The organism is Pseudanabaena sp. FACHB-2040, assembly GCF_014696715.1.
Classification (GTDB): domain Bacteria; phylum Cyanobacteriota; class Cyanobacteriia; order Phormidesmidales; family Phormidesmidaceae; genus JACVSF01.
Genome location: NZ_JACJQO010000005.1, coordinates 803,390 through 829,223, shown reverse-complemented (window position 1 = coordinate 829,223; position 25,834 = coordinate 803,390). Strand labels below are relative to the sequence as shown.

Genomic DNA, 25,834 nt, shown 5'->3' with positions numbered 1-25,834 from the left:
TTTTTTAAACCTTAACCACCATGCTTCCTGTGGCCCAATCTCTCAATGAGCAGCCGCCCGATGCCATGACCTGGTACGGTCAGGCAGGTGCTCTGTTCGACGCAGGTCGATTTGAAGCTGCGGTCGACAAATTTAATCGGGCTTTAGAAACCAACCCACGCCATTGCGATGCCTGGATTTATCGGGGATATGCCCTCTGCGAGCTAAAAGCCTTTGAAGCTGCTTTAGAAAGTTTTCAACGGGCCATTGCACTGCAGCCTAAAAACCCCCTAGCCTGGTATGGACGCGGCATTGCCCAGGTCGGCATGGGGTCACTTGAGGTTGCACTCCAGAGCTTCAATCGGGCCCTAGCGCTGCAGCCCGAAAACGCCAAAGTCTGGTACAACCGCAGCCATACCCTACTCCGCCTCAATCGCTTTGAAGACGCTGTAGACAGCTTTAATCGGCTCACTGATCTAGAGCCAAACAGCTACCGTGCCTGGTACAGCCGAGCTGTTGCCTTGGCTAATCTGCGCCGCTACCGCGAAGCCCTGAGCAGTCTCGATACCGCTCTAGCTGTCAAGCGAGACTGCTACTACGCCTGGACCTATCGAGGCATGGTGCTCAACAAGCTAGAGCGTTTTGAAGAAGCTCTGACCTCCTTTAATTGCTCCCTTAAGATTCAAGACGCTAACCCTAGCGCCTGGTATGGCAGGGCTACCGCCTTTGCTCTGCAGAGCGATGCGGTGCAGGCCGCTGAAAACCTGCAAAAAGCGATCGCACTTAGCCCCGATGAGTACCGTTGGATGGCCAGCAGCGACCATAATTTTCAGAGCGTGATCAATACTCAGCCCGTGCGAACTGTCCTGGCGCTCTAAAAGTCACTTGCGCCATTGGTTAGCACGGCGATTCTGAGCAGCTAGCTCAGCCGTCTCTGCAATGCGCTTAGCCCGAGTTTCCGGCCTTTTGGCAGTAGAAATCCACTCCAAAATGCCGCGTTTGGCCGAGCGGGGAAAGGCCTCAAAATTATCTGCTGAGCCGGGGCAAAGAACAAAGGCGGCGGCCAGATCGTCAGGGATCTCTAACGCCTCAACCGCATCTAAAGCTGTCCAAGAACCATCTTTCTTGGCGGCTTCAACCTTAGCTAGTCCGGCAGGAGCCATGAGTCCGGCCGCCAATAGCCTCTCAACCCGCTCCTTGTTCAGTTTCGACCAGCCCGTGCCAGACTTGCGTGGAGCAAACCAGAGCAAAGAGCGCTCATCATCAAGCTTATTGGGTTTACTATCAATCCAGCCAAAGCAAAGCGCTTCTTCTACGGCATCGCCATACTCAAAGCAAGGTTTACCCGTATTTTTTTTATAGCTGACCAGCCAAACGCCTTCTTTGCGCGTATGGTTGCCCTCAAGCCAAGCTCGCCATTCGGCTCGTGTCAGCGGGTGGGTCGAGTTGGCAGGAGCCTCAGGCATATGGGGCAGTAAGTTTAAGCACAACGCTAGTGCCACTATAAAGATTGCCTCGCAGCCTCGCAATAAAACAGAGAGTCATTGCGAGCGAAGCGAAGCAATCCTAGAGAATATGCTGCGGAATCTGAGGCTGTCTAGCCTTGATTACGGCTAGGTTGACTAATTGCTAAAAGCATCTTTGATGCTGTCGATAGCGCCTTCAACTGCGTTACGGGTATTGTCAACGGCCTTTTCAGTCCGGTTAGCATCTTCCTCGGCACGCTCGTGAATGCGAGATGCATCGCGACGGGCTCTGCGCTCGATGAAGTTGCTGTCGTCGCCAGTTGCGTCATCGACCTTGCTGGCATTGTCGCGGGCCGCTTTCTCAACCGTCTCTTTGGTATCTTGAATGAAATTCTTGGCGCGTCCGGTGTCTTTGCCAACTTTGCTCTGGGCTTCGGTTCCTAAGTCGGCTGCAATCAGGGTGTTGGTAGGTGCTGCGACTGCCGAGAGGTTAGCCAGGAATGCACCTTGCCAGAGCAGGGCAACGGCCAAAAAGCCCATCAGTGCTTTAGCCATCCAGCGGCCTGCAGTGGAAATCTGTTTCGTAAAAGAGTTTAGTTGCACAGTATACAATCTCCATGCGGTTAGCATCCTATTTCTACTGCATCGGGCTCAGCGGTTGAATCACTCCCAAGGCGTGAGTCTCCTCTGTCATAAGGTAGTAAAGTTCAATTGCGGTTACCCCTAGGGGCAGAGTCAGCAGCGATTAGATCAAAGTTATTAGATCAATACTTCCCAGAGTTGGGGCCAGAGTTGGGGCCAAAGTAGGAGTTGGGTGTTTGATGAGTGAATCAAGTTCAAAGTTTCTCAGGGATGACTGGGGGAGGGGTTCGGTTTTGACTGCTCGTCTACTGCGCTACATCGTTGCTGCCCTATCCGTTGCCCTGGCATTGGGGACCAACCTCCTGCTTAGCCCCTACCTCGAACCCGCCCCAAGCCCGCCCTTTTTCGCCGCCATTATGGTCAGTGCTTGGTACGGCGGCCTAGGGCCAGGATTAGCTGCAATTGCGCTGTCTACACTGACCATTAACTTCTTTTTGATCGAGCCTGCCTACTCACTTAGTATTCCTGATTTGGGCACTCTGATCCAGCTAGGCATTTTTGTCATGGCAGCCATTTTGATCAACTCGCTGAATGCTGCTCAGCGAGCCGCGCAGCAAAGAGCCGAAGCTAGCCTACGAGCCCTGCGCCAGAGTGAAGCCCGCTTTGGCTGTTTAGCAGAATCTAACTTTATTGGCATGCTGGCGGCCGATTTAAGCGGCTCTGTTTTAGAAGCCAACGACGTCTTTTTACAGATGGTTGGCTATACCAAAGAGGATCTCTGTTCGGGGCGAATGCGTTGGCGCGAAATGACGCCGCCAGAGTTTCTTGAAGCGAGTGAAAAGGCATTACAAGAGCTTAAAACTACTGGAGCCTGCACCCCTTTTGAGAAGGAGTACATTCGTAAAGAGGGCTCTCGGGTGCCAGTTTTGCACGGCGCTGTTATGACGGGAGCGGAAACATTTACAGGCTTTGTCTTAGACCTCAGTGAACGTAAACGCAGCGAAGCCGTACAGCAAGCAGCAGCCCGCCGAGAGCGATCGCTACACGTTGAAGTTCAAGCTGCCAAGAACCAGCTAGAAACTGTTCTAGGAAGTATCAATGATCAGTTTTTAGTGCTGGATCGGGAGTGGCGCTACACCTACGTCAACGACCGGGTTGTAGAGACGGTCGGCATTTCTAGAGAAAACCTGCTGGGCCGCTCTATCTGGGAGGTTTTTCCGGAAACCGTAGGGAGCGAATTTTATACCGCAGTGCATCGAGCAGTCGCTGAGCAAAGCATCGTTCATCTCGACTACCTGTACCTGCCTTGGCAGCGCTGGTTTGAGAACCATATTTATCCTTCCGAGACGGGCGTTTCTGTTTTAGTGACTGAAATTACTGAGCGCAAGCAGGTAGAAGCCGCCTTGCGCCAAAGCGAAGCTAGATTTCAGTTGCTTGTCAGTAACATGCCCGGGATGGTCTACCGCTATGCGCCCTGCCTTGGAAGATCGAAGTCCTTTACATACATCAGTTCGGGTTCCCGTGAATTGGTTGAACTGGAGCCCGCAACGATTCTTCAGGATGCCAATTCCCTACTAGAGTTGATTCATCCTGACGACTTGCCTTCATTTGAGAGTTCAATCGTCAGCGCTGTTGAAGATTCACTGCCTTGGCAGTGGGAGGGGCGGCTGACTACCCCATCGGGAAATCTAAAGTGGATTCAGGGTCGCTCCCGAGCGCAGCAAACTGAATATGGGGATGTCTGGGATGGCCTGTTTCTCGATATTACCGATCGCAAACAGGCCGAGGAAGCCCTGCGCCAGAGCCAAACTACTCTCAGTGCTTTCATTGCCTGCTCACCAATCGGCATTGCTTTTTTTGATCAGAACTTACGCTATGTCCACGCCAACGAAGCGCTGGCTACCACCAATGGGCTGCCTTTAAGCCATCATTTCGGGCGCACGCTGTGGGAGGTTTTGCCAAACTGGGCACCGTTGTTGGCTCCCGTTCTACAGCGAGTGATGCAGACCAGAGAGCCTCTGCTAAATCAGGAGATTGTCGGGGTTACCTATCCTGCTGACGTGGTGCGGCACAGCCTGGTGAACTACTTTCCGGTTTGCCTCTCAAATGGGCAGGTGCTGGGCGTGGGCGTGACCTCAATGGACATCACTGAGCGCAGACACGTGGAAGAGATTTTGCGTCAAAGCGAAGAGCGCTTCCGCGATCTAGCCGATAACATTGCTCAACTGGCCTGGATGGCTGATGAGACAGGCGCAATCTTCTGGTACAACCGACGCTGGTTTGAGTATACGGGCACGACTTTTGAAGAGATGGCAGGTTGGGGTTGGCAGCAGGTGCATCACCCTGACTTTGTAGAGGCGGTAACCGCTAAGTTTCGCAGCTGTGTAGCGGCTGGCAGCACCTGGGAAGATACCTTTCCCCTGCGAGGCAGGGACGGAGAGTATCGCTGGTTTCTTTCGCGGGCTATTCCCATTCACAATGAGCAGGGCCAGGTGGTGCGCTGGTTTGGCACCAACACTGATGTCACTGAGCGCCTGCAGGCTGAACAGGAGCGAGAACGGTTGCTAGAGCGGGAACAGTCGGCCCGAGCCGAAGCTGAAGCTGCCAACCGCATTAAGGACGAGTTTTTAGCCGTGCTCTCCCACGAGCTCAGGTCGCCTCTTAACCCCATTCTGGGCTGGTCTAGGCTGCTGCAGACCAGCCAGCTAGACACAGAGCGAGCCAAGCAAGCCCTGGTTACGATTGAACGAAATGCCAGGCTGCAGGCCGAACTGATCGAAGACTTACTGGATGTGTCGCGCATTTTGCGGGGCAAGCTCAACCTCACGGTTAGCCCGGTCAATCTGACGGCAATCACTAAAGCTGCTCTGGAAACTGTGCGGCTTGCCGCAGAAGCCAAAGCTATTGAAATAAGGACTGGGGAGATAGGAGAGAGGAGTCTAGATTTGGCAAACGCTCCCTCGCTCATGGTTTTGGGCGACTCTACTCGGCTGCAGCAAGTGGTGTGGAACTTACTTTCTAATGCGGTTAAATTTACCCCAGTTGGCGGTCGAGTTGAGGTGAAGCTGGCTTTAGTCACTGGTGAGGGGCTGCGGGTAGAAGATCTTGAACCCAATGAGCTAGGCCAAGGCACCAGCGGCAAGTTTGCCCAAATCACGGTGAGTGATACGGGCAAAGGCATTTCTCCTAACTTTTTACCCCATGTATTTGACTATTTCCGGCAAGGTGATAGTGCAACAACTCGTAAGTTTGGCGGGTTGGGGCTGGGGCTGGCGATTGTGCGTCATTTGGTAGAGCTGCATGGGGGTAGCGTTCGGGCAGACAGCCCAGGGGAGGGGTTGGGCGCAACCTTTACTGTGCGGCTGCCGCTGATGCCCGCGCAACCCGTCCCCGCTGAATCGCCGTCACTGTCGGATGTCTCGCTCAGTTTAAAGGGCGTTCGCGTGTTGGTTGTTGATGATGATACTGACACGCGAGAGTTTGTCGCTTTTTTGCTGGAGCAGTCTGGCGCAGAGGTGACCACTGCTGCAAACGCAGAAGCTGCCCTTGCAACCTTGGCCCAAGCTCAACCCGATATTCTGCTGAGCGACATTGGTATGCCCAAAACTGATGGCTATATGCTGCTACGCCAGGTCAGAGCTTTACCTGCTGACCTGGGTGGGGAGGTACCTGCGATCGCACTCACTGCCTATGCCGGAGACTACAACCAGCAGCAAGCGCTAGAGGCTGGGTTTCAACGGCATATGTCAAAACCGTTGGAGCCCCAGGCGCTGATTAAGCTGATTGCAGAACTGGTGGTTAGGAGTTAGAGAGTTAGGCTCGGTCGTGCGATCGCAAACTGCCTCAGACCAGGGCAGGCCGCTCGATGCAAACAATGGGTTCGGCCAGATCCAGGTTCATGTAGGCAACCGGCATGTGATCTGAGTTGTAGGCCCAGCCCATGCGTCCCTGGGTGTCAATCAAAATGCAGCCTGCTTCTCCCTCTACCTGTTCGTGGAGCGATGCGATCGCACGCTCTGCCGCTTCATTTGGGTGGTAGTTTTGCCCTAGAAAATCGATGGCGGTCTTAGCGAGTACCACCGTCATAATCGATTCGCCATCACCCGTGGTAGAGCAGCCCCCAAACCGATTGGCATATAGACCTGACCCGACAATGGCCGAGTCTCCAACCCGTCCCGGCTTCTGACCGGTCAGTCCGCCCGTAGACGTGCCTGCCACCAAAATGCCATTGCTATCTAGGGCCACACAGCCCACGGTGGCCGGACGATCTATCACCTCGGCTCCGCTCTCCCATTCGTGCTGCTGCTCGGCGCTAATCAGCTCAGGAGGTTCGCACATTTCGCAGCCGCTGTCTCGAGCGTAGGCATCTGCTTTGGGTCCTACCAGCAGCAGATGTTTCTCGTCTAACAGCCTGTTAGCGGCAAAGATAGGGTGCCGCACCGACTGCACTGCTGCTACGGCTCCCCACCGCAGCGTATTGCCCTCCATCATGCCAGCATCTAGGCTGACCTCCCCATCTTGATCCAGCGTGGCCCCTAAACTGGCATTGAAGACCGGATCGGTTTCGAGCCTGCAGATAGCGGCCACCACAGCATCTCTGGCACTACCGCCGCTGCGCAACACTGTCCAACCCGCTTCTACAGCAGCCAGGCAACCAGCGCGGTTAGCCTCTGCTTTCTCCGGTTTCACGGTTTTAGCTCCCCCATGCACAATAATGGCAGCGCCCATTTCATTCTCCTGTGATTGCTTAATGGCTTAACTAAAGTCTTGATCCCTAGCGTCCTTGTTTTCACTCAGGGCGTACTCTTTCGAGGGAACGACTTGGCCGGATTTAGAGAGATAGACCAGGATTAAACAGCCGTGTCAACCCGTTTCTACTGACTGGCCAAGCTGCTAGGCTGCCAACTTCACCCGCCCTGCTAGAACTACCGCATAGGCGTCTACAATCAGACTCAGCACCTCAACAGCAGCACAATGGCAGAAGACTACATTTGGGTTGTGACCGATGACATCCCTGAGAGCGGGCGCAGTGGAGGCAATCTACCCAATCCTTACACTCCGAACATGCCGCCGGTAGCAGCCCCCCGTTCATCGGTGCCGGTGAGTGCAGCCCGACTGGAGGAGAGTATGGCTGACTTTATGCAGGCTATGGGCCGCGTCTTAAAACAGGCGCAGGCGAGGGCTGAAGAGCTGGGCAGCCTGGAGCTAGACGAAGTTACTCTCTCAGTTGAAGTCAATGGAGAGGGGCAGTTGAGCCTGTTAGGATCAGGGGCGAAAGCGGGTGGTAGTGGTGGCATTACGCTGCACTTCAAGAAAGCAAGCTCAAACTAGGGCACGGTGTAGCAAGATGGCAAGAAACTGGGCCTTAGTCATTGGCATTGACAGCTACAACCCCCTCAACTTTTCTCCCTTGAAATATGCCAAGCGAGATGCTGAACAGGTCAAAGCCCTGTTTGAGGCGTTGGGTTTTGATGAAGTCTGCTATTTCTCAGACGACTCGCCCCCACTGCCCCTGCCAAGCGGCCACACAGTACCTACGCTGCCAACGTATGGCAATCTGCTGGCATTTTTACAGGATCGCTTTGAGCAGCCATTTTTGACGACAGGCGATAACTGCTGGTTCTTCTTTGCGGGGCACGGGGAGCGGGTTTGCGATCGCGACTATCTCATGCCGATCGATGCCAACTCTAGAGGCACCGAAGTCTTTGCCGCGTTGCAGGTTAACTATGTGCGAGAGCGGCTGAGCCGGTGCGGCGCTGACAACGTGATTATGATTCTTGATGCCTGCCGCAGCCAGGGCAGCCGCGACGGCTCAGGCATTGGCCGCGAGGTGCAGCAGGGCGTAATTACCATTTCCGCCTGTAGCCCCAGCCAAAAATCTTGGGAGATCGAGGATTTAGGGCACGGAGCCTTTACCTACGCCCTGCTAGAAGCCCTGCATCTGCCGGGAGAGCGAAGCTGTGCCACTGTAGAGCGCCTCGGCAACTATCTAAAACACCGAGTTCCTGAGCTTTGCCGCCAGTACGGTAAGGTGCCTGAGCAAATGCCCCGCATCAGCGCCGACCCCTCGGAAAAGCATCACTTTATCCTCATGCCCCAGCACGCCTGGGACACCGACATTGCGACCCTTAAAAAAGATGCCTATCGGCTAGCTTTTGTGGAGAGAAACTTGCTTTTGGCCAAGCAAGTTTGCGTCAGAGCCATTGCTGCGGCCAGAGGACTTGATCAGGAGTTGCTAGATCTCCATGCCGAGATTAAACGGCTTCAGACCAAACGCCCATTTGCAATCTCTAGGCCCACCGCCCCAGCTTCTCTCTCAGGCGACCGTTCATTAACTAGAGCATTTGCTGAGGAGCCGTCAACCCTGACGCAATCAGTCGCTTCTCGTCTTAGTCTGCTGTTTCAGCGATTCACCCGGCCCGCTACTGCCCCAGAGCCGCCCCCAAGATCTAGCGGCATTGGTGGTGAATCTATTCTCAGCCGGCAGCAGATGCTCAAATGGCTGGGTTTCAGTAGTTTGGGATTGGCTACTGCTGTTGGTGCAAGCCCTGCCCTAAAAAGATTTGGCTCGTCAGACAGCAGCTTAAACAATCCTTATCGGGATGACTTGACCGGATTAGAAACCCTTCTGAGAGCAGGACAGTGGAAACAGGCCGACCAAGAGACCTTGAACCTGCTGCTCAAGATTGCTGACCGCGAGGCGCAAGGCTTTTTAGATATTGAGAGCGTTCTCAGATTTCCCTGTGATGTCCTGCAAAGCATCGATCGGTTGTGGCTCAATGCTAGCAACGGAAAGTTTGGCTTTAGTGTGCAGAGAAAGCTCTATGTAGAGGGTTGTGGCGGCCCCACAAACGGCATTTATGACGAGAATGCGTTTAGATGCTTTGCCGCCAAAGTTGGTTGGCGCATCCGAAACGCGAGCATTGCAGAGTCAGAGGTTATCTTTAACACGTCAGCGCCCGTTGGCCATCTGCCGTTTTTTGTGGTGCGTCGGATGTGCGGCATTGATGTTGACTGTGATGATGGAGAATGGACACCCAGCGGTTTAGGGATTTTAATGGGCGCACCGCTCTGTGAGCTGTGAGCCTTGCCTGTTCCAGGCGGCAATGCTTTTAAGCTGCAAATTTTTGCCAGGACTGTAAGATGCTGTCTTTGGTAGAGCGTCAGCCGCTGACCGATACTAATTGGCAGTCGCAGGATGAATGTACTAGAGTACTCCTGACAGGCTAAGCTGCTGTTACTACACGGCATTTACACACAGCATCTACAAAGGGCATGGGGCGAACGCCAACGCTGACTTTTGATCGGGGCACTCTGGTGCTGCACCCGCCGCCACGGGGCAAGGTCTGGGTTGACTTTGCTACCTGGGATGATCGGATTGAGAAGTTTCGCATTCCGGCGAACCAGTATCGGGATCTGGTGGAAACGTTGCGATCGCACGATATCCCCTTTGAGGACAAGGTCAAAGCCTTTGAGCCGCTCGACCTCAGCCCTCAGCTCACAATGGAGCCTTACCCTCACCAGCGGGAGGCGCTGCAGTCCTGGAAGCAGGCCGAGCGACGGGGCGTGGTGGTGCTGCCCACAGCGGCAGGCAAGACCTACCTGGCCCAGATGGCCATGCAGGCTACCCCTCGCAGCACCCTAATTACGGTGCCCACACTGGACCTGATGCACCAGTGGTATGCCCATCTAGAGGCGACTTTTCCCAATGTGCCAGTGGGGCTATTGGGCGGCGGAAGCCGTGACAGGACGCCGATTTTAGTCGCCACCTACGACAGCGCCGCCATCCACGCCGAAACTTTAGGGAACTGCTACGCCCTGCTGATCTGCGATGAGTGCCACCATTTGCCGAGTGACTTTAACCGTGCGATCGCAGAATACTCCATCGCCCCCTACCGCCTGGGTCTGACCGCCACCCCCGACCGTGCCGATGGCCGCCACAGCGACCTTGATGCTCTCCTCGGCCCAGTGGTCTACTACAAAACCGCTGCCGACCTCTCTGGCACAGCCCTAGCCCCCTATCAGATCATTCAAATCAAGGTACAGCTCTCCGACTCCGAACGTAGCCGCTATGAGCAGATGATCCAGCGGCGCAACCGCTTTTTACAAGAGTCAAATATCTGGCTAGGCTCCACCGAAGGCTGGCAGCGGTTTGTGCGGGCCAGTGCTCAATCTCAGGCCGGCAGACGCGCCATGCTAGCCCACCGAGAAGCCAAAACCATCGCCCTCGGCACCGCAGGCAAACTCCAAGTACTGGCCGATTTGCTGGGCCAGCACTACCCCGAGCGCTGCCTCGTTTTCACCAACGACAATGCCACGGTTTATCGCATTTCCCAAGACTTCTTGATTCCCGCCATCACCCACCAGACCCCAGTCAAGGAACGCCACGAAATTCTGCAAAAGTTCCGCAACGGCGACTATCCTACCCTGGTTGTCTCCCACGTACTAAACGAAGGCGTAGACGTGCCCGAGGCCCGCATCGCCATTCTGCTCTCCGGCAGCGGCTCTACACGAGAATACATTCAGAGGCTAGGGCGCGTCCTGCGTAAAGGCCAGGAAGGCAAACTGGCCCTGCTCTACGAGGTCGTGGCCGAAGAAACCACGGAAGAAAACATTTCCCTGCGCCGTCGTCAAACAGCCCAACCTCAGCCCGCTCCAACGCGGCAGCTAGAACTCGTGCCGGTCAAGCCAGTTTATGAGGTGGAGGAGATGCCTTTACCCCGCGCCGCTGAACCCCAAGGTGAGTGGTCAGAGGAAACAGATTAAACAATTGTCTGCGCGCTTAAGAAGGCCGATCAAGTTATCCTAAAGGTAACTCTCCAAGTAAGGAACCTGGATCCATCATGGCCGGCTTGCCGACTTAAAAATGGTGAGCGACAGCCCTAGCTGTCAACTCTTTTGCATCAGAAATGCCAATCGTGTTAAGCGCTGCGATCTGTACTGGCAAATGGACCCAAACGCGATTTCTGCCTTCACTCCATCCGGGAATCCGTCACCGGTATCAAATATCCTTTTGTCAGACTCCAAAACAAAGGATAAGTCCGTTGATGACATCCTGCTAGACGCCCTGCGGATCATACGAATGCACCTCTCCATGGAAGTTGCATTCATATCCGAATTTTCAGAAGATATGCGCCGCTTCTGCTACGTTGATTCATCGTTGGAAAACCCACCGATTGCAGTAAATGATTCAGGCCCTCTCGAAGAAAGTTATTGTCAACGTGTTGTTGACGGACGTCTACCAGAACTCATTCAAGATGCCTCACTTGTTCCGGCAGCCTTAGAACTACCAGTTACAATGGCTTTGCCCGTTGGAGCCCATTTAAGCGTCGTTATTCGCCTCAGCACTGGACGAGTCTATGGCACCTTCTGCTGCTTCAGCTCTAGGCCCGATTTCACCCTGGGCGAGCGAGATATTGCCATTATGCGACTATTTGGAGACTTTATGTCTCAGGTCATTGAACGACAGCTAGCAGCTAACCGAGCCCGAGAAGAGATAGCTGAGCGGATTACGTCGGTGCTAGAAGCCAAAGCTTTTACGATTGTTTATCAACCCATTTTTGACCTCGTAAAAGGCAAAGTTAGCGGATTTGAGACGTTAACCCGATTTTCTGCCGAGCCTATTCGCAGCCCTGATATATGGTTTAACGAAGCTGCCAAAGTTGGGCTAGGAGAGCAACTTGAAATGGCTGTGATTGAAAAAGTTCTGGCCAAGCTGGATCATATTCCCGAGGGGATTTACATTTCACTCAATGTGTCGCCAGAAAACATTTCTAGCGGCGCAATTACTCAAGTGCTTAAAGATACTCCGCTCAATCGCATCGTGCTCGAATTGACAGAGCATGTCGCCATCCCCGACTATTCGAAAGTGAGTGCCGTTTTAGATCCTTTGCGCAATCAAGGTTTACTTTTGGCTATCGATGATGCTGGGGCTGGCTACGCGAGTTTCCGTCACATTCTTCAACTTAATCCAGACTTGATTAAGCTTGATATCGGTCTCATTCGGAATATTGATACCGATCGCAAACGACGTGCGCTGGCAGCGGCACTCATTCGTTTCGCGGAGGAAACTAGAAGCCAAATTATCGCTGAAGGAGTAGAAACCGTAGCAGAGTTGAATGTCTTGCGAAAGCTCGGCGTAAACAAGGTGCAAGGGTACCTACTGGGGCGACCTCTACCCATTGCCAATGCCCTCGAAAGGCTTCAGCTTTTCTAAACCTGTGGATGCTAGGACTGCTTTGGAGGGGTCCTGCGGGAAAGCGGTAATCGTTTTTACGCTGTAGGGGTTGAGCCACTGGTGTGTTTAGCGTTCCTATTTCAACGAATGTATGCTTGAGCTCTCTCGGTAAAGGATTGACTTTAATAATGAGAAGACGTTCGGCCAAAAGACTATCAATCGTTTCAGGGCTTAACCGACGAGAAGTACTGGGCTTCATTGGCGGAACTGCTGCCGTCTCGCTGATGGGATGCGTCCGTGGGCAGGCAGTCTCATCTGAATCAACAAATTCGGCAAATTCGTCAGCTGGATCAGCAACGCTCCCTAACTGTGTGGTCAAGCCTGAACAAACAGAAGGTCCATACTTTGTGGATGAAAAGCTAAACCGCTCCGATATTCGCTCCGATCCCTCAGATGGGTCTGTGAAGGCAGGGGTGCCGCTGCAGTTAGTCTTTCAGGTTTCTCAAGTCAGCAGGGATACCTGCACACCCTTAAGTGATGCAGTTGTTGATATCTGGCATTGCGATGCAGAAGGCATTTATTCAGATGTGAATGAACGCAGATTCAATACGGTTGGCAAGAAGTTTTTGCGCGGCTATCAAGTCACAGATGCCGATGGAACTGCCCAGTTTGTGACCATCTATCCCGGTTGGTACCCCGGTAGAGCCGTTCATATTCACTTTAAGATTCGCACTAATTCTGCCTCTCAATCTGCTCGTGAATTTACATCCCAGCTTTACTTTGACGATGCCGTCACCGATCAAATTTATCGGCAATCTCCCTACAGTGCGGAAAGGCAGCGCACACCAAATAACCAAGATGGCATTTTTCAAAACGGCGGTAATCAGCTCATGCTTCAGCTTACGCAAGCAGCGGAAGGTTACGTCGGCAGGTTTTCGATTGGGCTTGAGTAGGCGTTAAAAAAGCCTTGGCGTAGAAAGAGGGGAACTAGGGAGATTTTCACCGAGTAAGCTGTCCCCTGCCATCAGCCTCAAGCCTTGCGCGGGATACAACAGTCGTAATTTCCCCTCAAAGCTGTATGGCACCTACTTCTCTACTTTTGGGCGCTGCATGAGGCTGATGACTTCGTTTGGGTGATGAGTGGGCACTTGCTGCGACCAGTCCCTAACCTCTGTGATTCGGGCAGCGTGGAGTAGGTAAATAATTTTCTCAACCCATTTCGGCGCACCGATCAAAATCATTCGGTTTCTCTGCTTGCCGCTGTTAGCCAGGCTGATAATCATGTCTTCAATCGACGGTTCACTTGGGCTAGAGGACTGCTGATCAAGCATTAGCTTCGCGCTTTAGAATGCGTCATAATGTTTTCAACTGAAAACATACCATCCCTCTTCTCTGTTTGCAACTGACAACATTTACTTAGCCATGCCTCTCTGACAGGATTAGGGGCATGGGAAGAGCGGGTAAAGCACTCAGGCAGGTACTTGAAACCTATGGAATTAGCCAAAATCGGTTGGCGGTCACGATAGGCATCAACCGTGCAACCGTCAATCAATGGTTTAACGAAACCAGAGACCCCCTAGCTGAGTCCATTCCTGACATCGTTGATGCCCTAGAGACACTCAACCCAGTCGCCGCCACAGATTTCTTGTCGCTTTATCTAGGCCGCCCTGCCCCAAAAGACTAACCCTGAGCCGGCTTGACGGTTCAAGTGTTGCCATCTGAGAACAGCGCTTAGCCCTGATAATCGCTAGCGATATCGATATCCAGCGTGTCTTCGTCAACGTTGACAAAGAGCTGATTGGGGCGACAGCAGACCTGACAATCCTCGATATAAGACTGGTGAGACCCAGCCGATAGATCTACAAAGGTCGTGTTGGGCTCGCCACAAAAGGCGCAGTAAAATTCAGCGGTAGACTGCATAGATTTAACCCCTTAAACGGCTACGGCCTCGCCCTGGGCCATTGCTTGAGCCAGGTGCTTCTTCAGCGTTTCCTTAGGCAAGGGGCCAGCCAAGTGATCCCAGGGCAGAGGCTGATCGAGGGACCAATCTTCGTGAACGTAGAACTCCAGCGGCGGCAGCTGGCCCTTAAAGTCTTTAAAGGCACGACGGTAGCTGCCCAAGGTATCGCCGTAGTGTCGCACCCGCTCCAGCAGTGGGGCCAGTCTGCGATCGCCCCTAGAAATTAGCGTCTGGATTACCGACCAGTTGTAGCTTTCGGGGCGAAAGTCGATGCCCTTGGGCCGGAGCTGCTTCTGCAAAAACTGTAGCCGCTTTTCGGCCTGCCGGTTCACGCCCATCCACTGAAAGGGGGTATGGGCTTTGGGCACAAAGGTGCTGCAGCCCAGGGTGAGCTTGAGGCCAGGCACGGCTTTTTTGAGGCGCAGCATTAGGGTTGCTGTCTGCTCTAAGTCAGCCATTTCTTCGCCAGGAATGCCTGCCATGCCGTAGAGCTTTAGGCTGCTTAGCCCGCCTGCTTTGGCGTTGGCGGCAGCAGCCACAATCTCGTCAGTCTCTAGCTTCTTGTTGATTATCTGCCGTACCCGCTCAGAGCCACTTTCAACGGCAATGGTGACGGAATGAGTGCCGTGGCGGGTCAAGGTTTCGGCCAGCTTTTGATTCACTGTGTTGGTGCGGACTGATGCAATGCTTAGCCGCACATCGTCGTACTGAGGCTGATTGAGGTAGTCGAGCAGCGTTTCAAACTCAGGGTGCTGGGTTACTGATGCGCCCAGTAGCCCCAGCCGATTTGTCACCTTGAGACCGCGCTCAATCGCGGGCAGCAGTGACGCTTCTAAACTGGCGGTGCGAAAAGGCAGCGTTAGGTAGCTGGCTAGGCAGAAGCGGCACATTTCTGGACAGCTCCGCACCACCTCGACCATGTAAATGTTTTCCCAGGCGGCCAGTTCAGTCACCACCGAGGAGGCTGAGAGTACGTTACCCCGATAAGTCTGCTTCTGCACCACCGCTGGCACGTCGGGATGAATGGAGGTAATGGCAGCAACGCCCGCCTCCGCTCCGGCATAGGTGACCTGATACAGCGACGGCACGTAAAGCCCTGGAGTTTGGGCTAGATGCCGCAGCCGGAGATCACGATCGGCGGAGCGAACGGCCTGATAGCTGTCGATGAAGCTGTCTAACAGCACCTCCCCATCGCCTAGCAAAATCACATCAAAGAAGTCGGCAAAGGGTTCGGGGTTGGCAGTCAACACTGGCCCGCCGCCAAAAACAATTGGGTGCTCGGCTCCTCGATCTGCCGCCCGGATCGGAATCTGAAGAGACTCTAGCAGACCCAAGATGTTGATGTAATCTAACTCCCACGAAACCGAAAAGCCCACCAGCTCAGGCTGAGCTGGCAGGGTTTCATGGTGGTCGGTAAACAGGCGGCTGACCGCAACATCGGCACGCTGGGCAAAGGTGGCCCAAACGACCTGATAGCCCAGGCTGGTAATGCCGACACTGTACTCGTTAGGAAAAGCAAAGATCAGCGGTACGGCTCCGGCTTGTGGAGTTGCCGGGTCGAAGAGGAGCCGTTCGGCAGCAAAGGGGGAATCAGTCACAGCAGGGGGGAGGGCGCTCAGGTAGATCCGTAATTCACGGAGGTGCAATCTTGATCTTACAAAGTTGTTTTAAGGGATAGGGGAAAAGCTCGGTTATTTAGCCCCGCTGGCAGGGTTTTCCACGGTCAGTTTGCTAAATCTGAGCTGGAAATTACGCAGACCTTTTGTGAAGCGCCGCCAGATCTCGTGGAAAGTACGGTTTTAAGGCCCTGCCCACTAACCTAGCATGAAGCTAAATCAGGTCTAGCAGTACTACTCGGTCAAGCTGGCAGTTCCCTCTGCTCTTGCCTTCTACCCCCTGCCTTCCCCTACCCTCAAACCCATTGCTTCTCCAGAGTCTTGCGCCGTGGGCTGAGTGTTCTGCCAACGTTCGAATTATGCTGTGCGATCGCACGACTATGGATACTTCCTTCCCCCCTTTATACGCTGCTCCTAGCTCTCTTCCCCTAGAGCAAGCAACTCTTGTCCCGGCTGTCGAAACCGTAGCGGCCAGCCGCAAGCTCACCCCCGAGCAGCACAAGTGTCTGCTGGCAGAAGCGCATCAGTGGCTCAAGCAGGGTATTGCCCAGTACCGCCAGGGGCAATACACCCCAGCCTTAGCCATTTTGCAGCAGTCTTTTCAGGCGTACCATAGCTTGTCCCACCACAGCGGCGAGGGCAAAGTGCTGCTCACTCTAGCCAGCCTCTACTACCAACTGGCAGATTACCTTTGGTCAGTAGACTATGCGCGCCAGAGCCTCAATATCGCCTACCGCATCGGCGATCGCCACCTGGCCCAACAGGCCCTGAGCTATCTGGGCAACAGCTACCGCCACCTGGGCGACCTCAAAAAAGCTCTTGACCACATGACCCAAAGCCTGATGATGGCCCGCGAGGTAGGTGATGCCCCAGCAGAGATGCGATCGCTCAACAACCTGGCGATCATCCACCGGATGCAGGGTGATCATGCCCAGGCAGCCAGTCTCTACGAAGCCAGCTTGGCTCTGGCCCAACGCTTGAAGGATATGGCCACCCAAGAACAGGTGCTGCGAAATTTGGGCAATGCGCATCAGGCGATGGGCAATCTTTACCGCGCTATTGATGACTACGACCAGCTGCTGCAGCTAGCCTGCAGCCGGGCCAACGCCGCTAGCGACCTGCGCCTGCGTCTGTGGGTGCTCCGCAACCTAATCAGCGCCTGCCAAACTCTCGGAGACCACCCCCGCACCATTGGCTATCTGCAGCAGCGACTGGCCATTGTGCGTCGCCTGGGCGACGCCCGCACCGAGGAGCAAACCCTAGACGCACTCGCCAGCAGCTACCGGGCTATGAGCGACTCTATTCGTGCCCTTGATCACCTCGAGCAGCGCCTGCAGGTGCTGATTCAAATGAAAGACATTAGCCTTCAGCGCCAAGTCTTTGAAACCTTCCGCCAGGTCTGCCTGATGGCCGGAGCCTTCAAGCGCCTAGAGCCGTACCAGCGGATCTTCTCAGAGCCTGCTCTTTAAGCGCTCACCGCCCCTAGGGCAAATACTTCTGCACTACTGACCAGCCACTCAAGGAAACCGCCGACAGCGCCAGAAAGAGAACTCCATTGAGCCAGAGGTGTAGAGAGCGAGCCCAGGGACGAGTGGGATGAATGCGGGCGGCGCTCCAGGCAGACGCTATGACCAGCGCCACGACCGTCAGCCCTGCCGGCAGATGGACTGAGTGGCCCAGGGTGCCATACTCCCCCAGCGTGCCAATCACTCCTACGCTAAGCAGCAGCACTACCAGAACGACCATTGCGATCCCAGTAGCGATATGCGCCCACCGCACCCATCCAGGTCGAGCAGTTTTATGAGTGCGGGCATACCTGAGCCATCCGCCCAGACCTGCCAAGACGAAATAGGCCGACAGGGTTAAACCCATCGACCAGGCGGCAATCCGCCATAACCATAGAAAAGACGGTAAATCCAACGCTAGAAAGCCAACGACAGCAGCTAGAAAGGCTATTCCTCTTGTATCACCCCAAGACTATTACAGTCGATCTAGCGAAAGGAATAGCCTGAAAGCTCAGTCGGCAGTGGCTACTACTGCAACCGGCGCAACCGCGGAGTCTTCGGCTGTTCGGTGATGTAGCGACATTGCTTCAGCCAGCTCTTGATCAAGAGGAGACTCCCCCAGCGGATCGTTGTCGATCATGAGCCGCTCACAAAGAATCGTATCTGACAAAATAGAGCTAGCGATCATGCCAGTATGAATCTCAAGCATAGCCAGAGGTGTCGTCTCAAAAATGAGTCGCTGGCCCGGAAAAACAACCCGTTCGAAGTACCAATCTGGAATATTTGTAATCCGAGCAATTTGAATCTTGCTCGTGGCATTGATATAGCAGCACAAAATATTTTTTGAGCTATCGGAAGGTAAGGGATCAAGAATTTGAGCCATAGGAATGATACGGCTTAACTGCGGATGTCACTACTCAAAGCACAGTAACATCCAGCGATCCCGAAGTGCTGTAAAGCCGACTACCAACCCGTCAGAAGCCTTAACGTATCGCCAGGTTTCGCAATGTTTATAAATCAGTAGTTAGACGGATGCGGTTGTGGGCTCTTGCAGTCTTTGGGAGGAAGGAACAGTTTAGTTTACAGCGAGAAAATAAAGAATTTATTAATTGTGGAAATAGTATCACAATCCACTACGCCCTCTGACTTGGCGCTTGATTCTTCACCCACAAGAGCTTTAGCCTGTAGCGCTAGTGGTTGAGCGTGGGTTCAGTGTAGAGAATATCTTTCCGCTGGCGAGAAGATACCCTGCGGGATCAACTCAATCAGGGCCTCCTCCCGTTTGGCAGCAATTTCGGGTGTTATCGTAAAGATATGTGAAACAGAGCAACCCGATGACCCTCTCCTCACCCATTTCAGAAGATCGGATCCTCTACGTACGGCTTCCGTGCAATCCCATCTTTCCGATTGGGGTTGTCTATTTGGCAGACCATATTCACAAGCTTTTTCCTTCGGTGCAGCAGCGCATCTTTGATTTGGGGACAGTGCCTCCTCTGGACTTTAATCGGGCTTTGGATGCCTGCATCAATGACTTTCGTCCTACCCTGCTGGTGTTCTCCTGGCGGGACATTCAGATCTATGCGCCGGTAGGCGGCAGGGGCGGTAACCCACTGCAAAACGCCTTTGAGCTTTTCTATGCGCGTAACCCTTTGACCAAGCTGCGGGGAGCCGTAGGTGGGCTGCGGATGGCGGCGACCTACCTGCACGAACTGCAGCAGAATCTCGGCCTGATCCAGCGGGGTCTCAAGCAGGCCCGCCGCTTCAATCCCAACGTGAAGCTGGTAGTCGGTGGCGGTGCGGTCAGCGTTTTTTATGAGCAATTGGGGCAAAAGCTGCCGCAGGGCACCATCATTTCAGTTGGGGAAGGAGAAGTCTTGCTGGAGCGACTGCTCAAGGGCGAGAGCTTTGCTGATCAGCGCTGCTACGTAGTGGGCGAAACCCAGCCGCGCGATCGCATGATCCACGAAGCCCCGGCTCCTGTTGAAAAAAGCGCCTGCGACTACGACTACATTGCCAGCATGTGGCCCGAATTTGAGTATTACCTACAGGAAAACGACTTCTATGTAGGGGTGCAGACCAAGCGCGGCTGTCCTCACAACTGCTGTTACTGCGTCTATACCGTGGTTGAGGGCAAGCAGGTGCGGATCAACCCGTCAGATGAAGTGGTCAAGGAAATGCGCCAGCTCTACGACCGGGGCATTCGCAACTTCTGGTTTACTGATGCTCAGTTTATTCCGGCCCGTCGCTATATCAACGACGCGGTTGAGCTGCTGCAAAAGATTGTGGCCTCTGGCATGACCGACATTCACTGGGCGGCCTATATTCGAGCCGACAACCTGACGCCAGAGCTCTGTGAGCTGATGGTGCAGACCGGCATGAACTACTTTGAGATTGGCATTACCAGCGGTTCGCAAGAACTGGTCCGCAAAATGCGGATGGGCTACAACCTGCGTACGGTGCTGGAGAACTGCCGCGATCTCAAGGCTGCGGGCTTCAACGATTTGGTGTCGATCAACTATTCCTTTAATGTGATCGATGAGCGGCCTGAAACAATTCGGCAGACGCTGGCCTATCACCGGGCAATGGAAGAGATTTTTGGTCGTGATCAGGTTGAGCCAGCCATTTTCTTTATTGGCCTGCAGCCCCACACCCATTTGGAAGAGTACGCTTTTGACAAGAAGATCCTCAAGCGAGGCTACGACCCGCTCGCTATCCACTTGCCGTGGGTCTCTAAAAAGCTGCTGTGGAACCCGGAACCGCTGGGTTCGTTCTTTGGCGAGGTTTGTTTAGAGGCTTGGCGACGCAACCCCAATGACTTTGGCCGAGAAGTGATGGACATTCTAGAGGCACGCCTAGGCCGCGCGCCCTTGGAAGAAGCATTGAGTGCGCCCATCGAGGCTGATCGCAGACCCTTGGCTGCGGTATGATCCCGGATAGGTCTATGGGCGACGCGAGCCAAAGAAGCGGCATTGATGAAGGGAGTTTGCTAACGCTAGGGATGTTAGCGACCGCTCTTGTCTGTTTCAGGGCTGGGTTAAAGCAATGGGTGAGCTATGCTTGAGGGTTCGATTTTAAAGCAGTTGGTATCTGGCCATTCAACTGAGGGCCAAACACCTCTCAACTTTGGGGTGTATTACAAAAATACGCTGGTGGCGCTGTGCCACGCACTAGAAGACTTTATTCTGGCCGCTGACTGTGCGCCCTTGGTGGTGACGGCTTTTCAGCGGGGCAAGTGGTACCTGCAGGAGGCCGATCGCTATGGTGCGATCGCAGATCATGCCCGTCAGATTGCCATTCTGGCCGGTTCCGATTCTGGTTTTCTCAACCACCCCACCAGCCAGAGAGACAATGTTGCTATCATCGAGCTGACTCCAGAAGATCCGGTCGCCGAAGAGTGGCACCTGATGATCCTGTCGTCTCGCTACACGGCAATGGTGCTGTGTCAGGAGCTGCGACCCGAGGAATATGGCCCCTCTGGCCCTCCCGAGCATGATCTAGAGCGCAAGTTCTACGGGTTTTGGACCTTTGAGCCAACCCTGGTGCAGGAGGCGGTGGAGCTTGCGATCGCACATGTCGGTAAGTACGACGCTGACCTGCAGCAGGGCCTCAGCCAGCACTTCGAGCAGATCTGCCAGGAAAACCCCGATCTAGATATTGCAACAGTTGGTGAGGGGCTAGGTCAGGCTGTCACCCGAGTGGTGAGCTATTTGCAAGACTGCCGTCAAGACACGCTCTCTAGCAATGCCTTTGACCTGGTTGAAGACCTCAACCATAATCTCACTTCCAACGAGCTGCAGGCGTTTCTGCGAATGGCGCAGCTAGTTGATCTGAGCGATCCGATCAATCCCCTAGCTGCTAGCGAAGTCTCTTCTTTGCTGGAAATGATGGGTCAGCTGCTCGATCTGCCTGCCTGGCAGCTGCGGCGGCTGCGGCTGGCGGGGCTGCTTTACCGCATTGCCCCCTCCACTGCTGAGAGCATGGGGTCGCCAGACGATGCCCCCAGCTGTCCTCTAGTTCCCGGTACTCAGGCCCTGCGAATCATGCCCCGATTGCGGGCAGTCGCTGCCATTATTACCCACCAAGATGAGAGCTGGGACGGCCAGGGCCTGCCTGCCGGACTGGCCGGTGATGAGATTCCGCTGGAGTCACGTATGTTGGGGCTGGTGAGCACCTTCCAGCAACGGCTGGCGGAGCTGCGATCGCAAGCCCCCCAAGACGCCGACCTCAGTGAACTGCTGGGATCTGCCCTAAGCACGTGTCAGGCTGAGCAGTCCCAGCGATGGGATCCAAAGCTGGTAGACATTCTCAGTCTGATGGTGAAAGGGCTGCAGCAGGGGATTAGCCTGCCCAGCATTCCAACCAAGCTGAGCCTGGGCGCGGGCCTGCTCAATATTGATGACGAAGAACCTGTGGTTCTACCTTCAGAAACGCTGTCCTCTTAATCGCTGAGCTATGGATATTGAGGCAATTCGGTCGGGGCAGCTGCGCCATGCAGCCGGTGCTGACCTGGAAGACGAAGACTTAACGGGTGCTAACCTGTCTGGCATGCAGCTAGCCGGAGCCAACTTGATTGGAGCTGGCCTGTCCCGCACCAATCTGTCCCGCGCTCACCTAGAGGGAGCCAACCTGATGGGGGCAAATTTGGCTGGAGCCGACCTGCGGGCCAACCTCTGGGGAGCTAACCTGATGCAGTGCGACCTCTCTGGGGCCGACCTGCGCGGGGCCAACCTGCGCGGCGCTAACCTGATGGGGGCTCGCCTCAGCGGGGTGAGTCTGGCTGGGGCCTTTCTCAGCGGGGCCAACCTGATGAACGTGAATCTGCAGGGAGTTGACCTGCGGGGAGTTGACCTGCGCGGCACCAACTTGAGCGGGGCAAACCTACAGGGGGCTGACTTGTCACGAGCCGATCTACAGGGGGCGCGGCTAGACAATGCCAATCTAGAGGAAGCCGACCTGCGAGAGGCGAATCTGTCTGGCGCGACCCTGACCGGAGCCAATCTGCTCTGCTCAGAGCTGGAGGGTACCCATTTAGAGGGGGCCAGCCTAACGGGGGCTTGTCTGGTGGGGACAGCATTAGCGCCCTAAGACTGCTCAGGGCGCAGAGATCTACGTCCAGCATCGGTAGGATATGTCATTGCAGCTGTGATGCACCAGATTCGGCAAAGAGCAGCTCCCTTCAGGGAATCGGTACGGTGCGTTTAAGGTGACACACCCTGCGATTAATGCTCTGAGGTTAGCGATATCCAGCAGCCTGCATAGAAAACAGACGGGCGTAGCGGCCATCTTGACTGAGCAATTCTTCGTGGGTGCCCTGCTCAATCAGAGCACCCCTGGCTAGCACAATAATCTTGTCAGCTCGGCGAACGGTGGAAAAGCGGTGGGAGATAAGAATCGCCATTTGCTTTTCCGTAACCGTTTGAAAGTGATCAAAGATCTGGCTTTCGGCTTCGGCATCCATTGCCGAGGTGGGTTCGTCTAGCACCAGCACATCCGCCTGGGTGCGCATGAAAGCGCGAGAGAGCGCAATTTTTTGCCACTGACCGCCCGACAGCTCTTGACCACCCTTAAACCAGCGGCCTAGCTGGGTATGAAACCCTTGAGGCAGAGATTCGATGAACGGGGTGGCGGTGCCTTTGTGAGCCGCGGTTTGCCAGAGGTCTTCGGCTTCAAAGTGGCTGACGTCTCCGGTGCCGATATTTTCGCCCACCGTGAACTGGTAGCGAACAAAGTCTTGAAAGATCACGCCAATCCGCTGCTGCAGAACCTCAATGTCCCAATCCTTCAAGTCTCGGCCATCCAGCAGAATCCGCCCGCCTGTGGGTATATAGAGACGAGTCAGCAGCTTGATTAGAGTGGTCTTACCAGAGCCGTTTTCGCCAACGATCGCTAGCTTTTCCCCTGGCTTTAGGTGAAAAGAGACCTGGTGCAGGGCCGGTTCGGGATTACCTGGGTAGGAAAAGGAAACGTTTTCAAACCGCAGCCCATCCTCAGGAAACAGGCCAGAGCGGGCGTAGCCATTCTCTTCGCTCACGGGCTGCTCTAGAAACTCGTACAGGTTAGAGAGATACAGCCCGTCTTCGTACATGCCGCCAATTGAGCTGAGGGCACTGGTAAAGGTGCTCTGTCCTTGGCGAAAGACGGTTAGGTACATGGTTAGGTCGCCTAGGGAGATGCGACCTGCGATCGCATCTAGCACAATCCAGCAATAGGCCACGTAAAAGGCTGCCGTACTCACCAGCCCCAGCCCGTAGCTCCACCCACTGCGGCGAATCGTCAGGTTGCGATCTTCGGCATAGAGCCCCTGAAAAATGTCTCGGTAGCGCTGCAGCAGCAAAGGCCCTAGCTGAAACAGCTTTACTTCCTTAGCAAAATCTTCGCGGGCTAGCAGGGTTTCTAAATACGTTTGCTGACGGGTTTCGGGAGATCGCCACTTAAACAGGCGGAAGGCTTCTCCGGCAAATTTAGTTTCTGCCACAAAGGCGGGCACTGCCGCCAGCACCAAAATCAGCACTGCCCACCCAGAAAACTGCAGCAGCAGGCCGCCGTAAGCAATCAGAGAAAGCACGCTCTGAACAAAGCCAAAGGTGCGCGTCACCATGCTCAAGGGCCGGTTTGAGGCTTCCCGCCGAGCCCGCGTCATCTTGTCGTAAAACTCGGAGTCTTCGAAGTGCTCTAGGGTAAGCGTCTGGGCCTTTTCTAGAATCAGCACGTTGACCTTTTGCCCTAGCAGCACCCGCAGCAGCGACTGGCACAGGTTTAGCCCCTGGTTAGCTGCAGCTAAGACTGCTACCAACCCTGCTTCAACACCCAGGTAGGTGAGAGCGGTTATGCGATCTTCAGCTAAACCTGACTGAGAGGCCAGCACAACACTATCGACAATCAGTTTGCCGACATATGCGATCGCACCTGGCAACAAACCTGCTACCAGCGTCAGCCCACCTAGAAACAGCGTCAGCCGCCAGTCTGTCGTCCACACCAGCTGAATGGCGCGACCACCGTATTGATAAATCGAGAGAGATTGTCCTAAGTCCCGCAACCGTCGGGACCCCCATCGCAGGGGATTGCGAAAGCGCCATCTTGTCATATTTCCAAGATAGCGCTTGGAAGAGGGGCCTGTTTCCTACGGATGCATCTTTTAGGTTCAACTAGCCTTACTAAGCTCCTCGCCACTGAGAACTGACTTGTAGGCCTGCAGACGTTTGAGGTCAAAAACTGCAGAGGAACTTTGATTGGCTAGCTTCCAGCTTCCACCTTGAGCAGCAGAACCGACTAGACCTGTCGCAGCCGCAACCCGTGCTCCTGTCTGCTGCGCCAGTTCTTCAATAAAGCGACCATCCTGGCCCACCCTACAGCTATAGAGGTCGATCTCTTCAACGCCCCACTCTTGCAGTAGACCAGCTCGAGCTTTAACGCGCGCCCGGTCAAGGCACTCTGCACCGAGGTGAATAAGGCCAGGAGCGCCAGGGGCGACCAAGGCCAATCGCCTGGTTCTAGTTTTGCTGAGTAGGTAGGTGATAGTTAACAGGGGGTATTCTTCTGGGGTCAGAATATAGGATGTTGTGTTTTTAACAAGCGCGTTTAACAGAGTAGTGAGGTCGGGAACGCGAGAGTCAAAGACAACTAGGGTGCGGCGGGCAAAATCCATAACCTGATGGGAAACTGCCTCTTGCGTGACCACGCTGGAACCAGGAAAGAGATTAATTGTTGGACACATAGTGTTTCGAGGGGGAGTAGAGAGGTTGTCTGAAGATGTTGCAGATAACAGGAACTTCCCAGCAAAATGAAGCACACGGCTTATACTAATCTCCTGACTGTCAAGCTACTAAATTGGCTAGTAAGAGCACAGAAATTCGCGCTCGACACAGCATTCAGCTCCAACAGTTAGAACTAGTATTAAAACAGCTAAAACGAATTTCTAAAGAATAAAAAGATGTGCTCAACCTGTCAGCTAGGTAGAGCTAAGCATTAGTCTGAGGATGCCTAGAATCCTACGCAGGCTGATTCTAGTAAGGCATTACTCAGCAATACCATTTAATTTTTAAGCTCACCAAAGCCCAATGCAGCTACAGGTTTTGAGTGACGAAACCTGACTGAACACACTTAATATGAAATACTTCTATACGGGACTGGGCAGGGGGAATAACTAGTTCCTCTAATGAATAGCTCTACCCATGCTCAGGGGTTGATGCAGTTTCCCAAGATTTGCTTAATCACAGTTTATAGTTCAGGGAAAAGTGTTGATAACCGATGCCCGACAAATTCACAAAGTTCTTACTTGTTTTTGAAGTAGCTACAAACTCAATCTCTAGAAAACTTCTAATATACCTGAGGATTAGGAGACACCCGGAAGGTTTTTACTTTTTGCCAAAATTTTATAGGAAAAGCTCTATTAGCAGCAACAGGCACTCTACAAAATGCCTCTGGAGCTAAGAACGCAGACGAACGACTAGGAAGCCTGGAAAAAGCACACTGCAAATGAACACTCGCTCATTACAGCGCTATTCATAGCCCGCAGGGATAACTCACCCTATTTTTCAGGACTTCCTTAA

General features: G+C 54.1%; 22 protein-coding genes. 12 read left to right on the top strand and 10 right to left on the bottom strand.

Going from position 1 to position 25,834, the window contains the following annotated elements:
• The first annotated feature begins 20 nt into the window (after positions 1 to 20).
• Positions 21 to 857, top strand: coding sequence for a tetratricopeptide repeat protein (locus tag H6G13_RS07450; RefSeq protein ID WP_190482510.1), 837 nt, complete (start codon positions 21 to 23; stop codon positions 855 to 857).
• A 3-nt stretch (positions 858 to 860) separates the two neighbouring features.
• Here the strand turns inward: H6G13_RS07450 and H6G13_RS07445 are convergent, their stop codons facing one another.
• Positions 861 to 1,445, bottom strand: coding sequence for a YdeI/OmpD-associated family protein (locus tag H6G13_RS07445; RefSeq protein WP_190482509.1), 585 nt, complete (start codon positions 1,443 to 1,445; stop codon positions 861 to 863).
• Between the two features lie 156 nt (positions 1,446 to 1,601).
• Entirely contained in the window at positions 1,602 to 2,048 is a 447-nt protein-coding gene (locus H6G13_RS07440; RefSeq protein ID WP_190482508.1) for a hypothetical protein, read from the bottom strand.
• A 272-nt stretch (positions 2,049 to 2,320) separates the two neighbouring features.
• On the opposite strand from H6G13_RS07440, the gene H6G13_RS07435 reads away from it, so the two are divergent.
• A complete protein-coding gene (locus tag H6G13_RS07435) occupies positions 2,321 to 5,836 on the top strand; it encodes a PAS domain S-box protein (RefSeq protein ID WP_199305755.1) in 3,516 nt (1,171 codons plus the stop codon).
• 34 nt (positions 5,837 to 5,870) lie between these two features.
• Here the strand turns inward: H6G13_RS07435 and H6G13_RS07430 are convergent, their stop codons facing one another.
• A complete protein-coding gene (locus tag H6G13_RS07430; RefSeq protein WP_190482506.1) occupies positions 5,871 to 6,755 on the bottom strand; it encodes an isoaspartyl peptidase/L-asparaginase family protein in 885 nt (294 codons plus the stop codon).
• A gap of 246 nt (positions 6,756 to 7,001) precedes the next feature.
• Here H6G13_RS07430 and H6G13_RS07425 point away from each other — a divergent pair, with 246 nt between their 5' ends.
• The 5 genes from H6G13_RS07425 to H6G13_RS07405 all read left to right on the top strand — a co-directional run bounded on the left by H6G13_RS07425 (position 7,002) and on the right by H6G13_RS07405 (position 13,157).
• Positions 7,002 to 7,358, top strand: coding sequence for a hypothetical protein (locus H6G13_RS07425; protein ID WP_190482505.1), 357 nt, complete (start codon positions 7,002 to 7,004; stop codon positions 7,356 to 7,358).
• 16 nt (positions 7,359 to 7,374) lie between these two features.
• The gene (locus H6G13_RS07420; protein ID WP_190482504.1) at positions 7,375 to 9,111 is read left to right on the top strand and encodes a GUN4 domain-containing protein; all 1,737 of its coding nucleotides are present in this window, start codon (positions 7,375 to 7,377) and stop codon (positions 9,109 to 9,111) included.
• Positions 9,112 to 9,302: 191 nt separating this feature from the next.
• Positions 9,303 to 10,793, top strand: a complete 1,491-nt coding sequence (locus H6G13_RS07415) for a DEAD/DEAH box helicase family protein (RefSeq protein ID WP_190482503.1) — start codon at positions 9,303 to 9,305, stop codon at positions 10,791 to 10,793.
• A 247-nt stretch (positions 10,794 to 11,040) separates the two neighbouring features.
• Positions 11,041 to 12,243: an EAL domain-containing protein gene (locus tag H6G13_RS07410; protein ID WP_242028178.1), complete on the top strand. Its 1,203-nt coding sequence runs from the start codon at positions 11,041 to 11,043 to the stop codon at positions 12,241 to 12,243.
• A gap of 83 nt (positions 12,244 to 12,326) precedes the next feature.
• Positions 12,327 to 13,157: an intradiol ring-cleavage dioxygenase gene (locus H6G13_RS07405; RefSeq protein WP_347277441.1), complete on the top strand. Its 831-nt coding sequence runs from the start codon at positions 12,327 to 12,329 to the stop codon at positions 13,155 to 13,157.
• 132 nt (positions 13,158 to 13,289) lie between these two features.
• Here the strand turns inward: H6G13_RS07405 and H6G13_RS07400 are convergent, their stop codons facing one another.
• Positions 13,290 to 13,535, bottom strand: coding sequence for a hypothetical protein (locus tag H6G13_RS07400; protein ID WP_190482501.1), 246 nt, complete (start codon positions 13,533 to 13,535; stop codon positions 13,290 to 13,292).
• Positions 13,536 to 13,651: 116 nt separating this feature from the next.
• Between H6G13_RS07400 and H6G13_RS07395 the strand changes: the two genes are divergently transcribed.
• A complete protein-coding gene (locus H6G13_RS07395) occupies positions 13,652 to 13,888 on the top strand; it encodes a helix-turn-helix transcriptional regulator (RefSeq protein WP_190482500.1) in 237 nt (78 codons plus the stop codon).
• 47 nt (positions 13,889 to 13,935) lie between these two features.
• On the opposite strand, the gene H6G13_RS07390 is transcribed toward H6G13_RS07395, so the two are convergent.
• Together H6G13_RS07390 and H6G13_RS07385 are read right to left on the bottom strand one after the other, a co-directional pair.
• Positions 13,936 to 14,124 (bottom strand): CPXCG motif-containing cysteine-rich protein, encoded by a 189-nt coding sequence (locus H6G13_RS07390; protein ID WP_190482499.1) that lies wholly within the window; start codon positions 14,122 to 14,124, stop codon positions 13,936 to 13,938.
• A 12-nt stretch (positions 14,125 to 14,136) separates the two neighbouring features.
• Complete coding sequence (locus tag H6G13_RS07385; RefSeq protein WP_190482498.1) at positions 14,137 to 15,762, bottom strand: radical SAM protein; 1,626 nt, start codon at positions 15,760 to 15,762, stop codon at positions 14,137 to 14,139.
• 398 nt (positions 15,763 to 16,160) lie between these two features.
• Here H6G13_RS07385 and H6G13_RS07380 point away from each other — a divergent pair, with 398 nt between their 5' ends.
• Positions 16,161 to 17,249 (top strand): tetratricopeptide repeat protein, encoded by a 1,089-nt coding sequence (locus H6G13_RS07380; RefSeq protein ID WP_190482497.1) that lies wholly within the window; start codon positions 16,161 to 16,163, stop codon positions 17,247 to 17,249.
• Positions 17,250 to 17,262: 13 nt separating this feature from the next.
• On the opposite strand, the gene H6G13_RS07375 is transcribed toward H6G13_RS07380, so the two are convergent.
• Both H6G13_RS07375 and H6G13_RS07370 read right to left on the bottom strand, forming a co-directional pair.
• Complete coding sequence (locus tag H6G13_RS07375) at positions 17,263 to 17,700, bottom strand: DUF4079 domain-containing protein (RefSeq protein ID WP_190482496.1); 438 nt, start codon at positions 17,698 to 17,700, stop codon at positions 17,263 to 17,265.
• Between the two features lie 96 nt (positions 17,701 to 17,796).
• Entirely contained in the window at positions 17,797 to 18,168 is a 372-nt protein-coding gene (locus H6G13_RS07370; RefSeq protein ID WP_190482495.1) for a DUF1830 domain-containing protein, read from the bottom strand.
• Between the two features lie 451 nt (positions 18,169 to 18,619).
• Here H6G13_RS07370 and H6G13_RS07365 point away from each other — a divergent pair, with 451 nt between their 5' ends.
• The 3 genes from H6G13_RS07365 (at position 18,620) to H6G13_RS07355 (ending at position 22,370) form a co-directional block, all read left to right on the top strand.
• On the top strand, positions 18,620 to 20,212 hold the full coding sequence (locus H6G13_RS07365; protein WP_190482494.1) for a photosystem II high light acclimation radical SAM protein: 1,593 nt from the start codon (positions 18,620 to 18,622) through the stop codon (positions 20,210 to 20,212).
• 126 nt (positions 20,213 to 20,338) lie between these two features.
• Positions 20,339 to 21,727 carry a DICT sensory domain-containing protein gene (locus H6G13_RS07360; protein WP_190482493.1) on the top strand — a complete coding sequence of 463 codons (1,389 nt, stop codon included), beginning with the start codon at positions 20,339 to 20,341 and terminating at the stop codon, positions 21,725 to 21,727.
• Positions 21,728 to 21,737: 10 nt separating this feature from the next.
• Positions 21,738 to 22,370, top strand: coding sequence for a pentapeptide repeat-containing protein (locus H6G13_RS07355; protein WP_190482492.1), 633 nt, complete (start codon positions 21,738 to 21,740; stop codon positions 22,368 to 22,370).
• A 148-nt stretch (positions 22,371 to 22,518) separates the two neighbouring features.
• On the opposite strand, the gene H6G13_RS07350 is transcribed toward H6G13_RS07355, so the two are convergent.
• Together H6G13_RS07350 and H6G13_RS07345 are read right to left on the bottom strand one after the other, a co-directional pair.
• On the bottom strand, positions 22,519 to 24,369 hold the full coding sequence (locus tag H6G13_RS07350) for an ABC transporter ATP-binding protein (RefSeq protein WP_190482491.1): 1,851 nt from the start codon (positions 24,367 to 24,369) through the stop codon (positions 22,519 to 22,521).
• A 57-nt stretch (positions 24,370 to 24,426) separates the two neighbouring features.
• A complete protein-coding gene (locus H6G13_RS07345) occupies positions 24,427 to 24,999 on the bottom strand; it encodes a DUF4347 domain-containing protein (protein WP_190482490.1) in 573 nt (190 codons plus the stop codon).
• Positions 25,000 to 25,834 lie beyond the last annotated feature (835 nt).

Coding starts and splice junctions, on each gene's coding strand:
- H6G13_RS07450 (WP_190482510.1), top strand. CDS start 21: ATGCTTCCTGTGGCCCAATCTCTCAATGAGCAGCCGCCCGATGCCATG.
- H6G13_RS07445 (WP_190482509.1), bottom strand. CDS start 1,445: ATGCCTGAGGCTCCTGCCAACTCGACCCACCCGCTGACACGAGCCGAA.
- H6G13_RS07430 (WP_190482506.1), bottom strand. CDS start 6,755: ATGGGCGCTGCCATTATTGTGCATGGGGGAGCTAAAACCGTGAAACCG.
- H6G13_RS07425 (WP_190482505.1), top strand. CDS start 7,002: ATGGCAGAAGACTACATTTGGGTTGTGACCGATGACATCCCTGAGAGC.
- H6G13_RS07420 (WP_190482504.1), top strand. CDS start 7,375: ATGGCAAGAAACTGGGCCTTAGTCATTGGCATTGACAGCTACAACCCC.
- H6G13_RS07415 (WP_190482503.1), top strand. CDS start 9,303: ATGGGGCGAACGCCAACGCTGACTTTTGATCGGGGCACTCTGGTGCTG.
- H6G13_RS07400 (WP_190482501.1), bottom strand. CDS start 13,535: ATGCTTGATCAGCAGTCCTCTAGCCCAAGTGAACCGTCGATTGAAGAC.
- H6G13_RS07395 (WP_190482500.1), top strand. CDS start 13,652: ATGGGAAGAGCGGGTAAAGCACTCAGGCAGGTACTTGAAACCTATGGA.
- H6G13_RS07390 (WP_190482499.1), bottom strand. CDS start 14,124: ATGCAGTCTACCGCTGAATTTTACTGCGCCTTTTGTGGCGAGCCCAAC.
- H6G13_RS07380 (WP_190482497.1), top strand. CDS start 16,161: ATGGATACTTCCTTCCCCCCTTTATACGCTGCTCCTAGCTCTCTTCCC.
- H6G13_RS07370 (WP_190482495.1), bottom strand. CDS start 18,168: ATGGCTCAAATTCTTGATCCCTTACCTTCCGATAGCTCAAAAAATATT.
- H6G13_RS07365 (WP_190482494.1), top strand. CDS start 18,620: ATGACCCTCTCCTCACCCATTTCAGAAGATCGGATCCTCTACGTACGG.
- H6G13_RS07360 (WP_190482493.1), top strand. CDS start 20,339: ATGCTTGAGGGTTCGATTTTAAAGCAGTTGGTATCTGGCCATTCAACT.
- H6G13_RS07355 (WP_190482492.1), top strand. CDS start 21,738: ATGGATATTGAGGCAATTCGGTCGGGGCAGCTGCGCCATGCAGCCGGT.
- H6G13_RS07350 (WP_190482491.1), bottom strand. CDS start 24,369: ATGACAAGATGGCGCTTTCGCAATCCCCTGCGATGGGGGTCCCGACGG.
- H6G13_RS07345 (WP_190482490.1), bottom strand. CDS start 24,999: ATGTGTCCAACAATTAATCTCTTTCCTGGTTCCAGCGTGGTCACGCAA.